This window comes from Leptothrix toolikensis (SeqCode), from assembly GCF_057922285.1.
This window is the reverse complement of record NZ_JBYSVC010000002.1, coordinates 1-18,522: the sequence shown is the minus strand read 5'-3', so window position 1 is coordinate 18,522 and position 18,522 is coordinate 1. Positions and strand designations below refer to the sequence as shown.

The 18,522-nt window shown below is 61.1% G+C and carries 13 protein-coding genes and 1 pseudogene; 5 read left to right on the top strand and 9 right to left on the bottom strand.

The window, feature by feature from the left end:
• The first annotated feature begins 4 nt into the window (after positions 1-4).
• Positions 5-1,123 carry a glutamate 5-kinase gene (proB, locus tag AC3VI7_RS00510; protein WP_489668139.1) on the top strand — a complete coding sequence of 373 codons (1,119 nt, stop codon included), beginning with the start codon at positions 5-7 and terminating at the stop codon, positions 1,121-1,123.
• Between the two features lie 16 nt (positions 1,124-1,139).
• Here the strand turns inward: proB and AC3VI7_RS00505 are convergent, their stop codons facing one another.
• Both AC3VI7_RS00505 and AC3VI7_RS00500 read right to left on the bottom strand, forming a co-directional pair.
• On the bottom strand, positions 1,140-1,625 hold the full coding sequence (locus tag AC3VI7_RS00505) for a CPBP family glutamic-type intramembrane protease (protein WP_489668138.1): 486 nt from the start codon (positions 1,623-1,625) through the stop codon (positions 1,140-1,142).
• Positions 1,626-1,714: 89 nt separating this feature from the next.
• Positions 1,715-2,461 carry a phosphate/phosphite/phosphonate ABC transporter substrate-binding protein gene (locus AC3VI7_RS00500; protein WP_489668137.1) on the bottom strand — a complete coding sequence of 249 codons (747 nt, stop codon included), beginning with the start codon at positions 2,459-2,461 and terminating at the stop codon, positions 1,715-1,717.
• A gap of 555 nt (positions 2,462-3,016) precedes the next feature.
• Between AC3VI7_RS00500 and AC3VI7_RS00495 the strand changes: the two genes are divergently transcribed.
• A complete protein-coding gene (locus AC3VI7_RS00495; RefSeq protein WP_489671099.1) occupies positions 3,017-3,607 on the top strand; it encodes a phosphatase domain-containing protein in 591 nt (196 codons plus the stop codon).
• Here AC3VI7_RS00495 and AC3VI7_RS00490 read toward each other — a convergent pair.
• The 6 genes from AC3VI7_RS00490 to argH form a co-directional block, all read right to left on the bottom strand.
• Positions 3,595-7,944, bottom strand: a complete 4,350-nt coding sequence (locus tag AC3VI7_RS00490; protein ID WP_489668135.1) for a translocation/assembly module TamB domain-containing protein — start codon at positions 7,942-7,944, stop codon at positions 3,595-3,597. The genes AC3VI7_RS00495 and AC3VI7_RS00490 overlap by 13 nt on opposite strands.
• 2 nt (positions 7,945-7,946) lie before the next feature.
• A complete protein-coding gene (locus AC3VI7_RS00485; RefSeq protein WP_489668134.1) occupies positions 7,947-9,893 on the bottom strand; it encodes an autotransporter assembly complex protein TamA in 1,947 nt (648 codons plus the stop codon).
• A gap of 61 nt (positions 9,894-9,954) precedes the next feature.
• Entirely contained in the window at positions 9,955-10,998 is a 1,044-nt protein-coding gene (locus tag AC3VI7_RS00480) for a hypothetical protein (protein ID WP_489668133.1), read from the bottom strand.
• Complete coding sequence (locus AC3VI7_RS00475; protein ID WP_489668132.1) at positions 10,998-12,512, bottom strand: hypothetical protein; 1,515 nt, start codon at positions 12,510-12,512, stop codon at positions 10,998-11,000. Before AC3VI7_RS00475 ends, AC3VI7_RS00480 begins: the two co-directional genes overlap by 1 nt.
• Before the next feature lie 227 nt (positions 12,513-12,739).
• Positions 12,740-13,051 carry a YkgJ family cysteine cluster protein gene (locus AC3VI7_RS00470; RefSeq protein WP_489668131.1) on the bottom strand — a complete coding sequence of 104 codons (312 nt, stop codon included), beginning with the start codon at positions 13,049-13,051 and terminating at the stop codon, positions 12,740-12,742.
• Positions 13,048-14,478, bottom strand: a complete 1,431-nt coding sequence (argH, locus tag AC3VI7_RS00465; protein ID WP_489668130.1) for an argininosuccinate lyase — start codon at positions 14,476-14,478, stop codon at positions 13,048-13,050. Before argH ends, AC3VI7_RS00470 begins: the two co-directional genes overlap by 4 nt.
• A gap of 212 nt (positions 14,479-14,690) precedes the next feature.
• Between argH and AC3VI7_RS00460 the strand changes: the two genes are divergently transcribed.
• From AC3VI7_RS00460 to AC3VI7_RS00450, 3 genes are all read left to right on the top strand, one after another.
• A complete protein-coding gene (locus AC3VI7_RS00460; RefSeq protein WP_489668129.1) occupies positions 14,691-15,920 on the top strand; it encodes a sensor histidine kinase in 1,230 nt (409 codons plus the stop codon).
• A gap of 2 nt (positions 15,921-15,922) precedes the next feature.
• Positions 15,923-16,741, top strand: coding sequence for a LytR/AlgR family response regulator transcription factor (locus tag AC3VI7_RS00455; protein ID WP_489668128.1), 819 nt, complete (start codon positions 15,923-15,925; stop codon positions 16,739-16,741).
• A 147-nt stretch (positions 16,742-16,888) separates the two neighbouring features.
• A complete protein-coding gene (locus AC3VI7_RS00450; protein WP_489668127.1) occupies positions 16,889-18,061 on the top strand; it encodes a hypothetical protein in 1,173 nt (390 codons plus the stop codon).
• Positions 18,062-18,067: 6 nt separating this feature from the next.
• On the opposite strand, the pseudogene AC3VI7_RS00445 reads toward AC3VI7_RS00450, so the two are convergent.
• Positions 18,068-18,522 (bottom strand): annotated as a pseudogene (locus tag AC3VI7_RS00445) (hypothetical protein); the annotation flags it as partial.

Sequence of the window (18,522 nt, the reverse complement as noted above, 5' to 3'; positions counted from 1 at the left end):
CTTCATGAGCGACATCCTGATCCAAGCCCGCCGTATCGTGGTCAAGGTGGGTTCCAGTCTGGTGACCAATGAAGGGCGCGGCTTGGACGCCGAAGCCATCAACGCTTGGTGCGTCCAGCTGGCCGAACTGGTTCGGCAAGGGCGCGAAGTGGTGATGGTGTCTTCAGGTGCCATCGCTGAAGGCATGAAGCGCCTCGGTTGGACCACCCGCCCCAAAGAGTTGCATGAGCTTCAGGCCGCCGCCGCAGTGGGGCAGATGGGGTTGGCGCAGATCTATGAAACCCGCCTGCGTGAACAAGGGCTGGGCAGCGCCCAAGTCTTGCTGACGCACGCTGATCTGGCGGATCGCGAGCGTTACCTCAACGCGCGTTCGACCTTGTTGACCTTGCTCGGTTTGGGCGTGATCCCGGTGATCAACGAAAACGACACCGTGGTCAACGATGAAATCAAGTTTGGCGACAACGACACCTTGGGTGCGTTGGTGGCCAATTTGGTCGATGCCGATGCGCTGGTGATCCTGACCGATCAAAAGGGTTTGTATGCCGCTGATCCACGCAAGGATCCCAACGCGCGCTTTATCCATGAAGCCCAAGCCGGTGATCCTGAGTTGGAGTTGATGGCGGGTGGAGCCGGCTCCAGCATTGGTCGCGGCGGCATGATCACCAAGATTTTGGCGGCCAAGCGCGCGGCCGGCAGTGGTGCCAGTACCGTGATCGCTTGGGGGCGTGAACCGAGCGCCTTGCTGCGTTTGGTGGCGGGTGAGTCGATTGGCACGCTCTTGGTGGCAACCACCGCCAAGGTGGCCGCGCGCAAGCAGTGGATGGCCGATCACCTGCAACTCAAAGGGGCGGTGGTGGTCGATGACGGTGCGGCGCTCAAATTGCGCGCCGAAGGCAAAAGCTTGCTACCCATCGGTGTGATGGATGTGCAGGGTGAATTTGCCCGGGGCGATGTGATTGCGGTGCGCTCGGTCGCCGGGGCTGACATTGCACGAGGCTTGGCCAATTACGCTGCCAGCGAAACCCGACTTATTCTGCGCAAGCCTTCATCGCAAATCGAAGGTTTGCTGGGCTACGCCAATGAGCCTGAATTGATCCATCGCGACAACTTGGTTTTGTGCTGAACCGTTGAGGTTCACCTCAAGGCCGCATCAGGAACGAGGCGGCCCAGAGACTGAGGTTGAACCAGAGATGCAGCAAGACGGGTACGCGCAAGCGGCCGCTCCACTCGAAGCTCAGGCCCAGCAACAAGGACACCGGCAACACGGCCAAGGCTGCTGGAGCAGGGTGACGCCACAGATGCATCAGGGCAAAAACCATCCCAGTGATGAGATTGGCCCCCGTGAGGCTCAGCCAAGGCCAGCTGGCGATGGGCGTCAGGTGCCATTGTCCCCAAGGGCGTTGCGCCAAGGCGACTTGGAGTCCGCCCCGAAACACAATTTCCTCGGCCGCCGCAGCCACCACCAGCAAGGGCAGATCACGCAACGGGTCCGAGGTCGGCAGCCCTAGGCCGTACAAGGCGGCGAGCCACGCTACGCCGGGTGACAACACCGTACAGCCCAGCAAAAGCTGCTGCCAAGCAGCGCTGCGAAAGGCACGGGAGCGGATGACACGATCACGAAACATGGGCCGCAGCTTACGGCCCCTGAGTTGGCGCGTAGCTTACGTGCGCGTGTCGCAGCGGGTACAGCGTGTGCTTTGAGCGTGTCTTTTTGTCAGATCACGCCGGCTTGTTGCATCAGGTGTCGTGCTGGTTCAAGGTCTGCAACGTCGATGGCTTCTAGGGCACTGAAGCCCAAATCGGCCAGCACGTTCCTGCCTTTGGGGTCGGTATTCATGCCGACCAGAATCTGACGAACCCGTTCGGCTTGATCGGCCCAGTCCGGCCCAACACAGAAGCAATGGAAAGCAGTGCCGTCGGTTGTTTCACCGACCACATCCAGATCGGCCTTGGTGGATGCAGACAAGCCCCGCCATGTTTCGTTAAAGACGAAGCCCGCATGTGCTTCACCCTTGAGCACCGCCTGAGCTGCCTTAGGGTGAGTGCCGACAAACTGGTAACGCACCCGCGACGGGTCCAAACCGAGGCCGGGCAGAAGGGTCTGGCCGAGCGGATGCACGATCAACTTGTCGGTCGCGGAGGCGATCACCACTTCGCCGGTCGGAGGAATCGGACGATCCTTGCGCACCACCATCAAGGTTTCATCACGCAAACCCACGACGCGTGCCACAGGAATGTGCCCCTTCTTCGCTGCGAAAATCAACGCCGAATAGGGGTTGGCGTAAACGACTTGAACGTCGTTGTCGAGCACTTGCTGGCGCTCAACCAGAAAGCTATCCGCCGGTTCAAAGTGGATGCCGCAGGCCATCATGCGTTGCAAGTAGGTGTTGAGGGCGAACCAGCCGAAGAGGTTTTTTGCCGTGTCATGCGGGCAAACGGATAGACGAAAACGTGCAGCCATGAAGGAATGCTCCCAAGAAAGAACTTGCCTTGAATCAGCTGGCAATCATATTTGCGCTGCGATGGGGCTGCTTGGTGAGTTGTGCAAGGGATTGCAAAATCCTGCCGATATAAAAATATATTTTGTCTAAGTCAAAATTGGGACATCGCATCCGCAAGCCCCCAGGCAGTGCTGAACGGCAGTTAGAATGCGCGCCACGCCTCCGTAGCTCAGTGGATAGAGCGATCCCCTCCTGAACAAGTTGGGCACCCGTCAGCGAAAGCGACGGCGTGAATGGAATCAAAGTCGGTGAACTCGTCCTGGTGATGCAGACGACAACGCCGAGCCAAGCTCAACTTAAGGGTTGAGAAGGTGTAGAGACTAGACGGTTCCGGCCTAACGACATGCGGTGCATGTCCAGGGTCAAGGCATAGTCCAGACCACGAACGCATGAGTCACCTATACGCATGCGGCGGCGAAAGCCGAAGTGGGATGAAGGGATAGGTCGCAGGTTCGATTCCTGCCGAAGGCACCACATCCTCATTGCCGCCTTGCTTGAAAACCATGAAGTTGACCATGTCCAAGGGGATGCGCCGTGTGCTGCTGAGCGTCCTCGCTCTGGGGGGGGGTGCCGTGGTTTTCTTTCTGGCGATAGGTGGCTGGTATCTTTGGACCCAGCACGACCGCAACTTCCACACCGTCATCCCGGGCGTTTTGTATCGCTCAGCGCAGATGAATGGCGACCAGATCAAATCCCGGGTCGAGGCCTCTGGCGCGCGCGCCATGCTCAATCTGCGTGGGCTGCGTCCCGGTCAAGATTGGTACGAGGAGGAGATCACTGTGGCCAAGGCCATCGGGATCACCCATCTCGACTACGGTATCTCGGCCAATGCCCCCGTCACACTCGCGCAGATGAAAGAGATTCTTGTGCTGATCGAGCACGCTCCCAAACCGCTGTTGATTCACTGCGAAGCGGGGGCTGACCGGACGGGGCTGGTCGTGGCGCTTTATTTACTCACTCACGGTGACAGCGAGGCCCATGCCCGGGAGGCCTTGGCATGGCGTTTCGGCCATTTCCCCTACCTGATGTGGGCCAGTACCCACAGCATGGATGACAGCCTCGATCTTTTTGTGGCTGATTTCAACGCGCAGCGTCACGTGCCCTGACGGTCATTGCCCGTGACCGCCGGCGGGGTGGGGGTGGGCTCAATCACTGGATCTGGCGGCCGCCAGCGCCAGATCCAGATCAGATCAATCGCGCGCTCGGTGCCGGATTGGGCGCGCAAGGTAAAGCGCTGGGCGATGCGGTAGATGAGCTGCCAAGTACCTGAAGCGGCGTTGAGGCTGCGCTCGTAGCCCACGTACCAGCGCCGCGAGAGTTGTTTGCCCAGCGAAACCACCGTTTCCGAGACTTCACCGTCGGACTTGCGCACCGACACCTGATCAAGCCCCACACGTTCCAGCAGGGATGGGCTATCGCCTTCGCCCGAGATCAGCGCATAGGCGGCGCGTTGTAACAGCGCCAAGTCGGTGCGGCCCAGGCCATCGGGTGCTCGGCCCAAGATCAACCACGAGAGTTTGTCGGTGTCATTGAGCACCGGCTCGCTGAACAGGCGCACGCGCATGTTTTCCACGGTGCCGGTCACGGCCACGCCGACGCGCACTTCGTCGATGTCGGGCCGGGTGGCTTGAATGTCGAGCTGAGGGTTGTTGGGTGAGCCGCTGAAGATGATCAAACCCCGATCAATCGCCAGTTTTTGGCCATACGCTGCATAGGTCCCTTCATCGCTGGTGCGGATGGTGCCGTTGACTGCCAACTTGCCGCCCGGGTTGGTCAGGGCTACAGCACCGATAAGACGGGTGTTGAGCCCTCGTCCGCGCAGCGCAAAAGCTTCACCCATATCCAGCTTCAAGTCCAAAACGGTGGTACGTGCATTGGCTGTGGAGGTGCTGGGCTCGCCCTCAGTCTTGGGGTTGGGCTGGTCGGTCACGCCCGTGGTCACGTCATCTGACAGCCCAGGCGCGTCGCCTTGGCTGAAGTCGATGCGGCCCTCATCGGCCCGCAGTTCACCTTCTATGGTGGTGCGATATTTGTCGAGATCAATGCGGGTGGTACCGCTGACCACGATATGGCGGTCCACCCGTTGCAACAGGGCGAACTGCTCGGCGATTGCCGTGAGGCTGAGATGCGGATTGCCTGCGCTGATCACCATCTGACCTGTCGCATGAATGCGACCTTCGCCTGCGCGCACTTGCAAGGTGTCGATACGCGCCGTGTTGCCCGACAAGGTGGCGTGCAGTTCCGCATCATGCCAATCGACGCCGTTCAAGGCGTTTTGCACCCCGATCTTGGAGCCATGCAGCTCACCGCTGAGATCAGGCGTGCCCAAGCTGCCTTGGAGGCGTGCTTGGGTATCGAGCTTGCCGCTCAGCCGCCATCCCGGCGGTAACCATCGGCCCCAGCGTCCTAGCTCAGCGATGTGCAAGTCGATGCTGCCGCCGATGGCATCGTCTTTCGATGGCCACAAGGCTTGGGGCTGGGTATCGAGGGTTTGCAAGCCTTCAAGTGAGCCCAGATAACCGCCCGCCACTTGCTCGCGCAACTGCCAATGGCCTTGTTGGCCCTTCAAAGCCAAGCGCATATCGGCCAACCCCAAGGGCTGGGGACCGGCTGGGTTGTCAGGATCATGGACCTGCAAGTCACCGGCAAGTCGCTCTAGAGCAATGTCGGTATTGAACTGTTCCGGGCTCATCGCTACGTCGATATGCCCGCCAATTTTTAAGTCACCGGCCCAACCAAAACCGGGTTGGGCCCGCGCCAGCAGCGGAGCGATATCAAGGGGTTCGAGCCGAGTGCGCCAAATCATTCGGGGGCGCGATGCACCAAGGGTTGTTTGGAGCAAAAACTCATCCATCACCAAATGCAAGACGCTGAGTTGCAGCCGGGTTGGATCAATCACAACGCTCTGGGTTTGGGCCTCGCGGTGGTAATGCAAGGTGGTGGGATCAAGGTGCAGCTGATCGGGCTCCGACGCTGGGGCTTGGGCATCACGCACACTCAGCTCGCTGACTTGGCCTTCCCAAGCGTCACTGTTGGGCCGATGTTGCCAACGGCCCTCCGCAGCGAGGCGGGCCAACAGCTGCGTTGGCAAGACACGGTGGACGGCTCCGGTGGCCGGGTCCGAGAGCTGCACCAGCGATTGCAGACGCAAGCGGTGCTTGGCCACACTGCCCAGCAAGCGCAGCTCCGTTGCACCCAGATGCAAACCCGGCCAAGAAGCCTCGCTCAAGCTGAGCTGCACATCGAGCTGGTCGCGGGGATGACTGCCCACATCGAAGCGCGTGTTGAATGTTTGGAGATGCAGTCCCGGTAACCGATCTTGTCGGTTGAGATCAACCCGCACATCCTGCGCTTGGATATGGCCGCTGCCATACACCTCGGGCCAGCGGCCTTGGAGGTCCACATCGGCCTCCAAATCGCCGGCGATTTCGGCCGGGCTGCCGGCCAAGCTCAACCACGGTTGCAGCAGGTGCAGAGCAGGGCTGTGAACCTTCAGATGCCATTGATCCTCGCTGGGTTCGGTATGCCAAGCCCCGTGCAGCGTGAGTTCGGTGCTTTGCTGCATCGGCCCGAGGCGCATCTCGGCTTGGATCTGCAAAGGCGGGGGCTCCATGGGGATCAGCGTTGCGGGCTGAGCGGCGACTTCGGGGGCGTTCCGGGGGTTTTTCAGGGTTTCGACGCGCAACGTGCCTGCCAGCGGCAAGCCCGCCAGCACACTGTCGCTGAGTTGCACCAGCGCATAGCCTTGGGGGGAGGCGGGGCTTGATGAGGTCAGATCGGCTTTGACCGTGCCGTCCAGCCGGGTGGGATGGTTGCGCCAAGCCTCTAGGGCCGCAGCGCCGGCCGGGCCGGGCCACCACACTCGTGGATCAAAGTGCTGTAACGCGGCTTCTAGGACCACATGGTGCTGTGCTGGCCCTGCACGTTGTCCGGGATGTTGTTCCCATTGACCTTGCGCTTGCAGCCGGGTTGCGCCGGCTTGGGCATTCAACTGCTCAATGTGGATGCCCTGGGTGGTGGCTTTGCCCTTGAATTGCAGTTGAACCTCGGGCAAGCGACTGTGATCAAGCTGCTGACCACGCAGATCCGCTTTCACGCTCAGATGAAGATCGGGTGTCCCTCGGGGCCACGTAGACCCTGCTGTGGCGTTGATCGGCCACGGCAGTAAACCCTCGACGTCGAGCGGTCCGGTGATCTCGAAGGCGGGTGCGCGCGGGTCAATCTCAGCGGGTCGCAGTCGGGTGATTTGGCTGCTCAGTTGCATGCTCAGCCGCTGAGCGCTCCGGCGCTCATCCAGCGCCCACTGCCCATGACCCTCGATGTGGGCTGATGCATGCTTGAGCTGCTCTCGGCCCAGTTCGACCACCAAGGTGTTGAGCTGGCCGCTGGTGACGCCGCTCTTGCGCTGTGCGGTCATTTGGGCTTGCACGTGGCGTATCGGCAGGCCTTGGTGCTCAAGGCCATCGGCCAAGGCGTTGTGGACATCCGCTCGCAAGCTCCATGCCGTGGGGGCTTGCCACTCGGCCACCACGTCACCGTGGAGCCGGGTGATGGGTGCGCCGGGGTGTAAGGCGGCAAGGTTGAGCTGATCGGCGCGCACGCTCAAACGGGGCAAGGGCCAAGCGGCGAAGGGCAGCACCTCCGCCGTGCCTTGGAGCGTTTGGGTCAGACCATGCAGATCGACATGAAGTTGCACCGCGCTCAGTACCCCACTGGCTTGGGCCTCGGCTTGCCAAGCGATGGGTGCTGTTTCGGTGGTTTCGATGTGCGCACTGGCGTGGAGCTTGAGCGGTGCGGTGGGTTCGATTCCCCCTTGACCACGCCAACGCAGCTGCGACCAAGTGCCTTCGATCCTGTCGATGTGATGTTGTCCGAGCGGCCCGGCGATCAGATCCAGTCGGGCTTTGAGCTGCCGCAAGGGCGCATCCTCCAGCGCAGGCAGGCTCAAAGTGTCCAAGGCGACCGATTCGATATGCACACCCACAGGCAAGACCAAATGCCGTGGGGGTGTGAGGGGTGCGGCCGGTGTTTGGGGCGTGGGGGTTTCAGCGCCGCGCAGGGTCAAGGCTTGGGCATGCAGGTGCTCAAAGTGCAGCGCAGGCCATGGTTCGAGCGTGATGTGGCTGAAGCGCCAGTCGATCTGGTCGAGGTCCAGCGTCTGGGTGGCACTGATCGACCAGCGCACCTGCTTGATGCGGCCCTCGCCCAACAAGGCCCCTTCAGCTTGCTCGATGTGCAGGGGCATCAGCCAGTGCTGGGCGACGGTGACCACGGCCGATGTCCCCCACGAGGTGCTGACCAACAGCGCCAAAAGAACACCGATCAGCACCAACAAGCCGGTGATCACCACGGCGATCAAACCCAGCGGCACGACCAAAGCCATGCCCCAGCGTTGGTGCCAAGGCTTCTTCGATGAGGCGGGGGGCGGTGGTGGGGTCGTCATGGTCAGAACGTGATGCCAATGCTGAAGTGCAAGCGCAAACGCTCCAAACGCTCGGCCCAAGCCAGATCAATGCGCAAAGGCCCCACCGGACTGCGCCAGCGCAGACCCAGGCCATAGCCCTTGTCGGGGTTGAATTCGGTCCAACTTGTGGATGCTTGTCCGGCATCGTAAAACGCTGCCCACCACCACGCGGGGCTGTTGCGCGTGAAGGGGCGCGCGACTTCGACGCTGGCCGTGCCCAGCACATGACCACCGATGGCGGTGCCATCCGGGGCCTGGGGTCCGAGAGATTGGTAGGCATAGCCCCGCACGGATTCATCCCCTCCGGCACGAAAAAGCAGGGTGTAGGGCACGTTGGTGGTCGGAATCGGTGCAAAGACTTGGCCCAACTGAATCCGACCTTGGCTGTACCAAGAGCCGCCCAAAGGGTAGTAGCCTGTGACCCGCAGCGTGCCACGCGAGAAATAGCCGCTGTCTGTGAGGGTGTGAAAAGAGCGTCCCGCCCCGGCCTCAGCCGAAAGACCGACCCCTTGGGTGGGCAGGATCGGGTGGTCGATATTGCGCCAGACCCATTGATAGTTCAGCGTCAGGGAGGACGTGTCGTCCGTGAGACGTGTGCCGTAGGTGGGCCGTGTCGTGGCTCGCAGCCATTCGAGATAAAACAAGCGCTCAATGCGTTCGCTGTCTTGGGTGCGGCCAGCTCGCAAGCGCTCGTTGGTGATCAACAGTCCCCCGGCTTCGGTTTGGGACACCGTGGCGGACAAGAGATTGCGAAATGGCCCCAGCACGGGGTGCGAGGTCAGGTCGAGCGAGATGAGTTGTTCGGTGCGACCCCACTGCACCTTGGTTTTACCTTGCCACGGTTGCCCAGCAAAGCGTTGATGCAGGTGTTCCAACGTGACGCGTGGCCCTGCGTTGTCCGAGTAACCCAAGCCGACCGTGGTTTGGTGCAAGGGGCGCTCACGCAGATTGATCTTGATCGGGACCGACTCGGGATGCGCACTGTCTGGGTTGAAGGTCACCCCCACCGTTTCGAACAAAGTGGTTTTGACCAAGCGATCCTGAAAATCAAGCAGGGGTTTTTCACGCAGTGGTTCACCTTCGCCGAAGGTAAACAAAGGGAAAACGCTATCGGCAGCAACATGCTCTAGCCCTGAGAAGCTGATAGGACCGATGCGGTAGAGCGGGCCACTGTCGAGGATCAGCCGTAGCGTTACTCGCTGGTTGGCTGGATCAATGTGCGCTTGGGTGCTTTTCCATGTCGCGTGGGTGTAGCCCTCGGCGCGCAGCATGGCGATCAACCCGGCCTTGGCATCGCCCCATGCTGTTTGGGAGAACGGCTCGCCCTGGGGTAGCGACCACTTTGATCGCAGGCGTGCCATCAGCACCTGAGCGGGCAGCTCGATCTCCTCCGAGTTCTCGGGCTTCGCAGCCTGTTCTTTCAAGGCCCCTTGAATCTCCAGCTCGACCGTACCCACCCGGGTGATCGGTCCGGGGCTCACGTGGACTTTGACGAGCAGCCCCACATCGGGTGTTTCTGCGGCGGTGACGGGGGTGCTTTTGAGCTTGTCAAGGACATCGAACAACAACACTTGGGCGGTCGGGGGGGGGTTATGGGGCTCCGTGTCGATGCGGGTGGTGGCACTGAAATAGCCTTCGGTTTCCAGCAGGCTGCGTACCTGCGCCGGGGTGGCAGCGATCAAGCGATTCAACTCGCCGCGCGAAATACGTTCTTGGTCAAAGCGTTTGAAACGGCTGATGTCGAGATGTTTTTCAAGCAAAGGCAACAAATCTTCCGGGGCGTCGATCTCGGTTTGCCACGTGACTCGCCGTGCCTCAGCCACGTCATCGGTAGCGATGGCATGAGCGACCCGGGGTGATCCACCGCACAACAAGCCCATGATCAGCAAGATGCTGTGGGCCTTGCCCGAGATGCCTTGACCCGCCATCGTGGTGTCTTGCTGTTGTTGTGCTGTTGAGGGCTGCCATTGTGGCTGATTCGGGCCCGGCTCAAAAGGCGATATGTACTCCTGTGCTGAGCCAGCCGTAGAAGCGATCAAAGTGCTGGGCGGTGAAGGTGTTGTAGCTCATGGGCATTTCACCGACCCACGCTTGGGTCATGACTTGAGCGCGCATGACCAGGGCCCACCCGGGCTCTAGGTGGTAGCTGAGTTCGCCGATACCGATGTGGTTGTGATCCGTGGCTTGGCCGCCGCGTTGGGTGATCACCGCGTCGATGCGCTCCCGGCGCAAGCGCAGGAATTCATAGCCGAAGCGCATCGACCATGACGGCGGCATAGGCAGGGACCACGAGCCGCCCACGTGGGCAAAAATGGCTCGGTAACGGGTTTCGTCTTGGACATCAAAAGGCAGCAGGCTTAGCGGTACACGCACGGTCATGGGGCTTGAGCAGCCCGGTGCTGGGCGAGCGATCAGGGCCGTGGTGTCGAACTGCAAGCGGTAGTTGCAACCTGACAAGTTGGCTTGGCCCGTGATCTCGCCGTGATCGACGCGGCTTTGACCGAAGCCCACAAAGGCCGAGAGTCGGTACGTGCGCCAGCTACCGATCAAATCAGCCTGCATCTGCGTATCGCGCGGCTGCTCAATGCGCATGTGGTTAAGCGTGACGCGCAGGCCCATGGCTTGCAGGGTCAGGTTGCTTGACCGCTCAATGGCTTGGGATTGATTGCCCCAGCCGGATAGTCGCAAAGCGTAGGACTGTGCTGCGCCGGGTTCTTCGTTTAAGCGCCATTGCACCCCCGTCTGCCAACTGGCCACACGAACAACATGATCCCGATCCTGCATGTCGCGCTGCCACGCTTGGCCTTCCAACCGCAGCCGATTCGAGGCCACGTTGAGATGGCCTCGAAGGTGATGGCCCGCGTAGTCACCGATGCGGGTGTCTTGAAGTGCTGGGTCTCGGCCCCGCACCTGAAACACATCGATTTGCGAGTTGACCAAGTCCCGCATGATCTCGATGTGGGTCGGTGCTTGAGACCTCTCTATCCCGCCAAAGCCGACCGTCTCCGCTTGAAGAAGGGCGTCGAGGAGCATCAGAAATGCAACTGTCCGACGAGACTCGGTCCGCTGATGGTGGGGCCCGAGCGGGTGACCTGCATCGTGCCGCTGGGCAGGGCCGTGCCGTCGGCTTGGCGCAGGACCAAACCGCCGAGCACGATCTGTAGATCAAAGTCACCCGTGGTGTTGAGCAGGCTGTCTAGGGCTTGAGCTTGCGCAGGGAACTGGCGCAGCAGCAAAGCTTGCAGGCGCGCCGGGCTGGCGCTCAAGCTGATGGCCCCGGCGGTTTGGATCACATCCGCACCGACGTTGACGATGCCTTGGCCTTCGGTGCCGACTTCGATGCCGCTGGCGCTGCGGGCGTAGGCGTGCAGTTGGGCTCCTGCCGGAACCACGATGCTTAAACGGGTGAGATCGACGGGATCACGCTGCAACTGCACCCGGTCGAGCAGTACTTCGAGCTTTTTCAGGCTATGCCGATCGGTGACGGTCAGACCCAAAGCAAACTCGGTGCGGCCGTGGGGCAGGGCAAAGGCGGTGCTGCGTAGTGGCAGATCGATGCTGGCCAAGCTGCTCAGGGTTTGGCCACGCAGATCGAGCCCTGTGCCCATGAATGCGGCCAAGGTGGCGCTGATGGCCGGGCCTTGCGTTGGGGTGATCAGCATTTGGTCTTGGGCGACATAGAGGTATTGCGCCTGATGAACGGCCAAACTCACCGCTGAGACTGCATGGCTGACGGCTTGAGGGTTGGATAAATCAGCACCATTGACCAGCGTGGATACGGCCCCATTTCTCAGCGTATCTGCTGCCTCAGCCATGGTTTTCTTGGTCAATAAAATGCCCACCGATGTGGCTATACCTTGAGAGGCAATCGCTGTGGCATTATTTTTCTGATCGGCCGACCATGTATGAATAGTTTCAAGGCCCCGGCGAGTTGTTTTCTGAATCACGCTCGATATGGTGGCCTGATCAGAAAATATCGAAGCTCCTGAATAGGTTGTCGCAGCCGTTGTTGAAAATTTTTGATTGAATAGTTCTTGGGCGAGTGCCTTGGCTGATTCACGGAAAGCGATCTCGCCGCTACCCCCTGCGGCCGCAGCTGTCTCGGTAATATCGTTGAGAATCTTGGCGGCAGCTACCGCTGCCATCGCAGTGGATGGCGTTTGTGTGACCGGATTGAAGTGGGCCGGATCTTGGTTGCCCAACCCCATGATCTGCATGACCGCTTGAAAGTCCGCCGGGGCCAGCCCACTTTCAACTTGCATCGTTGTGAATGGCGAGATCACGCTTGAGCCCGCAGTGGCGCGGTAAACCCCTTGGGGCGCTCGCAGCGTAGTTCGGTCAATGCCTGTGCCGGCCACAGAAGCTATGTTGTTGGAGCAGGCAGGGCTGAAAACAAAAGCACCATTTTGGTCGGTGAGGGTGGTGTTATCACCCGCGTCCAACAAACCATTGTTGTTTTGATCACAGAAAACGGTAGCCCCGATGATCACGTCATCGACCAAAACACCGCGTGAGGTGGCTGTGCCGTCGTTGGTATTGGATGACATGCCGCATCCTGATAACTCCAAAGACGCACCAAAAATAAGGCTGATGGACAAAGCAAGTAAGCTTATTCTGGGCATGGTTTGACTCCAATAACCTTTATCTTGGGGTGGTTAACAGCAGGTTTTGGAGTATCAAACACCCACCCCTTAAAAAGGGTGGGTTCATTTTTTTCTATCGTGTATCGTGATGAATGCACTCAAGGGTGCATGTTTTTCACAACAGGGGCGTGTTAGATCGGCGGCAAGCCGAAACGGCGGCGGGCGCGGTTGCAGGCCGGCTCGCCCGCACTGAATTCACGGCAAGGAGAGGGCCGCCATTCATAGATGCCGCAAGTCGTGTGTTCGCCCACCTTGCCCACCAGCGCTGCGCAGCGCGGTTGGGCGTGGTCGGTACCGCGCAGGCGCATCAGGCCGGGTAGCAGATCGACGGCCAAGCCGTCGGGGACATGGCCGCCCCGGCTGGAGAGTTCTTCGCTGGCAAAGTCCACCCGAAAACAGGCGCAACAAGCCCCACACGTCAAGCAGGGATTGGCTTGGCTCACGCTAGTCGCGCCTGATGGCGTTCGATTTGCATCCGCACTTGGCTTGGCGCGGTGCCGCCCAAGGTGTTGCGTGCGTTGAGTGAGCCGGCCAGCGTCAGGGCCTCATGCACATCGGCGGTGATGGCAGCGTTGTAGCCTTGCAGCGTTTCCAGCGGCAGCTCGGACAGATCTTTGCCGAGCGCGATGGCGTCTTTCACCGCATGCGCGACCACTTCATGGGCGTCACGGAACGGCAGGCCTTTCTTGACCAAGTAGTCGGCCAGATCGGTCGCGGTGGCGTAGCCCTTGAGCGCGGCGCGCTCCATCGCTTCTTGCTTGACGCTCAAGCCGCCTGAGCGTGAACCGTCGGCTGCGACCTCGCCACCGATCATCTCGGCCATGATGCGCAGCGTGTCCTTGACGGTATCGACCGTGTCAAACAGCGGCTCCTTGTCTTCTTGGTTGTCCTTGTTGTAGGCCAGCGGTTGGCCCTTCATCAAGGTGATCAAGCCCATCAGGTGGCCGACCACGCGGCCTGACTTGCCCCGGGCCAGCTCGGCCACGTCGGGGTTGCGCTTCTGCGGCATGATGCTTGAGCCGGTGCAGTAGCGGTCCGAGAGGTTGATGAAGCCGAAGTTCTGGCTCATCCAGAGCACGATTTCTTCGGCCATCCGCGAGACATGCACCATCACCAGCGTGGCAAACGAGGTGAACTCGATGGCGAAGTCGCGGTCGCTGACAGCGTCCAAGCTGTTCTGGCAAATCCCTTCAAAACCCAGTGTCTTGGCGACGCGTTCGCGGTCCAGCGGATAGCTGGTGCCAGCCAGCGCGGCCGAGCCCAGCGGCAGGCGGTTGACGCGCTTGCGTAGATCGGCCAAACGTTCAGCGTCACGCGCAAACATTTCCACATAAGCCAGCAAGTGGTGCGCGAAGCTCACCGGCTGGGCGACTTGCAGGTGCGTGAAGCCCGGCAGGATCACTTCGACGTTTTGGCTCGCTACATGCACCAGCGCGCGCTGCATTTCGTCAAGCAGCAAGGCGGTGGCGTCGATCTCGCCGCGCAGCCACAGACGCACGTCGGTGGCCACTTGGTCGTTGCGGCTACGCCCCGTGTGCAGGCGCTTGCCGGCGTCGCCCACCAAGCTCGTCAGGCGCGCTTCGATGTTGAGGTGTACGTCTTCCAGATCCAGCTTCCACTCGAAGGTGCCGGCTTCGATCTCGGCACGGATCTGGCCCATGCCGCGTTGGATGTCGGCCCAATCCTGCGCTTGGATGATGCCTTGGGCGGCGAGCATCTCAGCATGCGCCAAGCTGCCTTCGATGTCGGCTTGCCAGAGGCGTTTGTCAAAGAAAACGCTGGCGGTATAGCGCTTGACCAGTTCGCTCATGGGTTCTGAAAACAGAGCGGACCAGGCTTGGGATTTCTTGTCGAGTTGGTTGCGATTCATGTTCTGGGCGTGTTCTGATAGGGGGCTCGCAGCTTATGGTTGACTCAGAGAGCTTTTGACGGGGTTTAACCCCCCGAACCCGATGAAAATCAGCTGCCGAGCCTGAAATGCGTAGGCCAGGGCCGCGAGGTTAGCGACAATTCACACCGTTGTGGAAATTTTAGAGCTCGCGCCAGTCTTACCGACCGGCGCAGTCGTTGATTCAGCCGTCGATGCCGACCCGAGACCCCTTACTGGATTTTCCCATCGAGCCGACCCAACCTTTGGTGCATACCGCACCAGGGGAGATCGGTAGCGAGAACTACCGCCGTCGTTCGGGGTCGGGGCAGCTGCGTGGTTCGGTGGATGAACGACTCGGTGGCCCTCGTGAGGGGGGCGGTAGCGAGTCTCGCAGCAGTAAAGGTCGAAGCCGTCGTTTGGCGGCCATGCCGGTGGTGCGCAAAGTCAAGTTGGCCATGTCGGCCTTCGATGTGTGCCATGTGGGTGTGGTGCTGCGCGCTGTTTTGTTCGTGCATGGGACGGTGGCTTTGGGCCTGCTTTTCACAGCCAGAGACTGGCTAGGCTGGCTCGCTGATAGCGCTGTGGCCGCCACCATGACCTTGCCCGCCACGCTGGCGTGGTTGATTCTGGCGTGTTTAGGGCGTCGCAAGTTGGCCGCTCAGACGGTCGGTGCCCAATGGGTCGCGGCGATCTTGCTCGGGGCTATTTGCGCGGCCTATGGCTGGGGCCAGATGGTTTTGCTGGAGTTGGCTCCGGTGATCGAATTGGGCTGGTGGCCGCCCTTGGCGGTGGGCATGGCACTCTCCGCCGCTTTATTTTTGTGGTTGCGGCAACGGGCAGGTTTGCAGTTGCCGGCGGCAGCGGCGGCGCGCTTGGCGGAGTTGCAGTCGCGCATCCAACCGCATTTCCTCTTTAATGCGCTCAACAGCGCGATTGCCTTGGTGCGCTCTGATCCCGAGCGGGCTGAGTCGGTGATGGAGGATTTGGCCGAGTTGTTCCGCGCTGCCTTGGCCAGCTCCTCGGCCACGCAGACTTTGGGTGAAGAGCTGGCGCTGGCCAAGCGCTACCTTGAAATTGAACGGGTCCGTTTTGGTGAGCGCATGAACGTGCGCTGGGAGCTTGACCCCGCCGCCCATTCCGCTTTGCTGCCGGTGCTGGTGTTGCAGCCCTTGGTGGAGAACGCGGTCAAGCACGGTATTGAACCTTCGGAAACCGGCGGTGAAATCCGTATCCGTACCCGGGCGCGCCAAGGCCAAGCCCGTATCGAGATCAGCAACACCGTACCGCCGGTGCCTGGCAAGGCCGGGATGGGCGTGGCGTTGCGTAACGTGCGCGAGCGGCTCATCTTGATGCACGACGTGAGCCTGCGTTTCGAGGTCAGTCGTGTGGGCACCACCAGCTTTCGCATCCGTATCGGGGTGCCTTTGAATGGGCGGTATTGAGGATGTCTCTCGGGGTTGAGCCGGCCGCTGCTTCTGCTTTGCGGGTGTTCCTCATCGACGATGAACCCTTGGCGCGGCTGCGGCTGCGTCAGTTGTTGGCCGATATGGTCATCCCCGTGGTCACGGTGGTGGGCGAGGCAGGCAGTGCGGCAGCGGCCTTGCAGTGGTTGTCGCAATACCGCGCCGATTTGCTTTTGCTCGATATCCGCATGCCGGGCTTGGATGGCTTGGCCTTGGCGGAACGCTTGCGCCAGTGGCATGACGTGCCGGCCGTGGTGTTCGTGACGGCCCACCCTGAACATGCTTTGGCCGCCTTTGAGGTGGATGCCTTCGATTACCTGACCAAGCCGGTGCGCCGCGCCCGGTTGCAAGAGGCTTTGATGCGGGTGATGCATCGCTTGGGACGGGCCCCCCGGGCCTTGGTCGAGCCCCGGTCGGTGGGGCTGGATGAGGAGCCGGCCATCATGGTCAGTGTGCGCGGTCAAGTCATCCGCGTGCCGCTGACCGAGGTGCTGTACCTCAAGGCCGAACTCAAGTACGTGACCCTTCGGACCGCGCGCAGCATCTTCGTGCTGGACGAATCACTGACCGATTTGGAGCCGCGTCTAGGGCCCCGTTTTTTGCGCGTGCATCGCAACGCCTTGGTCGCCCGTCAAGCCATCCGTGAGCTGATGCGCCGACCCGCTACCCCGGGCAGCGAGGAGGAGCCGGACGGTGGCGAGGTTTGGTCGGTGCTGATTGCCGAGGTGGATGAGTGGCTCACTGTCTCGCGCCGGCAACTTCCGGCCGTCCGCGAGGCCTTGGTGGCTGAGGGCTTGTGATGTTTGTGATGCTTGTGGGCACCGTCCTGTAACGAGGTGCGGCTTACGCACGCATCGTTGCAAAGGCGGCGTGGCGTGGCGTTGGGGCTGACGTAGGATGGTTCGTATCCCATTCGACCCACAAGGTCTTCGATGCTCGGAGCTGTCATGAAGCCGAATCACCCCGCCATCCCCCTGTCCACCAACGCCCACCCCATGCGTCGTTTGTGTCGCCACTTGGTGGCTGCCCTGGGGGTGTTGATGAGCATGGGGCCGCTGTGCGCCAGCGCTGAAGCGCCGGTGGTGGCGGGATGCACGATGTTTCCCTCCTCGGCCATTTTTAACCAGCGTATCGACGATCCGGCGCGTTTTCCGGTGCATGCCAGCAGTGCCAAATGGATCAAATCAGTGGGCGGTTCACGCCAACTGCACGCCGATTGGGGCACCAGTGAGGATGCCAATCAGCTGAGTAGCTATTACGGTATTCCCTACAACGTGATTGATGGCAGCCCGGCCACCACGGCTTGGCCCGTGCAGGCCTATGAAATCGTTGATCCACGCGACGGCAATGGCGCAGGGGTGCCGGCGGAGAGCGACTGCGCTGTCTTTAAGAGCGGGGCGCTGTCGATGCGGCGTGGTTGTGCGACCGTGCCCGCAGCTGAGCGCCGTTTTCCCTACCCCCTTGATGCCAATCTCAAAGCCGAGCACGGCCGTTGCAATGACCCTGCCATCTGCGGTGACCGCCATGTGTTGGTTTTAGAGCGCGGTGAGCGGGGTGCTTGCCGTTTGTGGGAGAGCTATTTTGCTTACCAAGTCGCCGGCCAGTGGAAGTCTTATTCGACGGCCGCGTGGGAGTTGAACGCGCTGACCATGCGCCCCAAGGGCTGGACCTCGGCTGATGCCGGGGGCTTGCCGATTCTGCCGTTGCTGGCGCGCATTGATGAAGCCGATATGGGTGAGATCCACCATGCTTTGCGGGTCACGTTCCGCGACGCTGTGCTCGACAACAAGTTTGTTTGGCCCGCAGGGCACACCGCTGGCAATGCGATCAACAACGGCATCCCTTTGGGGGCGGTGATGCGCCTTAAAGCCAATTTTGAGCCGCCGTTTTACTGGACGGCCCAAGCGCGCGCCTTGGCCCGGGCGATGCAGCAGCACGGGGTTTATGTGGCCGATCTGGGCTCGGACTTCTTCATCCAGGGCGAGCCCAGCGTGCGCTGGAGCAGCGTGGCCATCAAGCAGATCCAAGGCTTGAAAATGAGCAACTTTGAATTCGTCGATTTGCAGACCATCACCAGCGATCCGCGCTTCAAGCCGGACTCTTTCCAGGCGGCTTGGTAAGTCGGCTTATTTAACGCTGATCTTGGCCGTGACTTGGGCCGCTGCCTTCCAAGCGCTGTTGCCCGCCTGATTGGCCGCCAGTGTGCAAGTCCCGGCCCGTGTTCCGCTAAAAACGGTGAAAGCCGTGCCCACGACCGTGACCGAGCAGATGGTCGGCGTGGTGCTCGTGACCGTGACCGCCAGTCCCGAGTTGCTGCTGACTGTTAGCGCGGCTGAACTGCTCAACGCCAGCTTGGTGGGCGCGGTGAAGCTGATCTTCTGTGTCCCCAGCGTCGTTGTTGCCGGTTTTGTGGCAGGAGCAGGAGCAGGAGCAGGAGCAGGAGCAGGAGCAGGAGCAGGAGCAGGAGCAGGAGCAGGAGCAGGAGCAGGAGCAGGAGCAGGAGCAGGAGCAGGAGCAGCGGCCGCCGGCGCTTCGAGCGCACCCAGATCGGGGCCAAGTCCTGCGGGGGTGCGCACCGAGC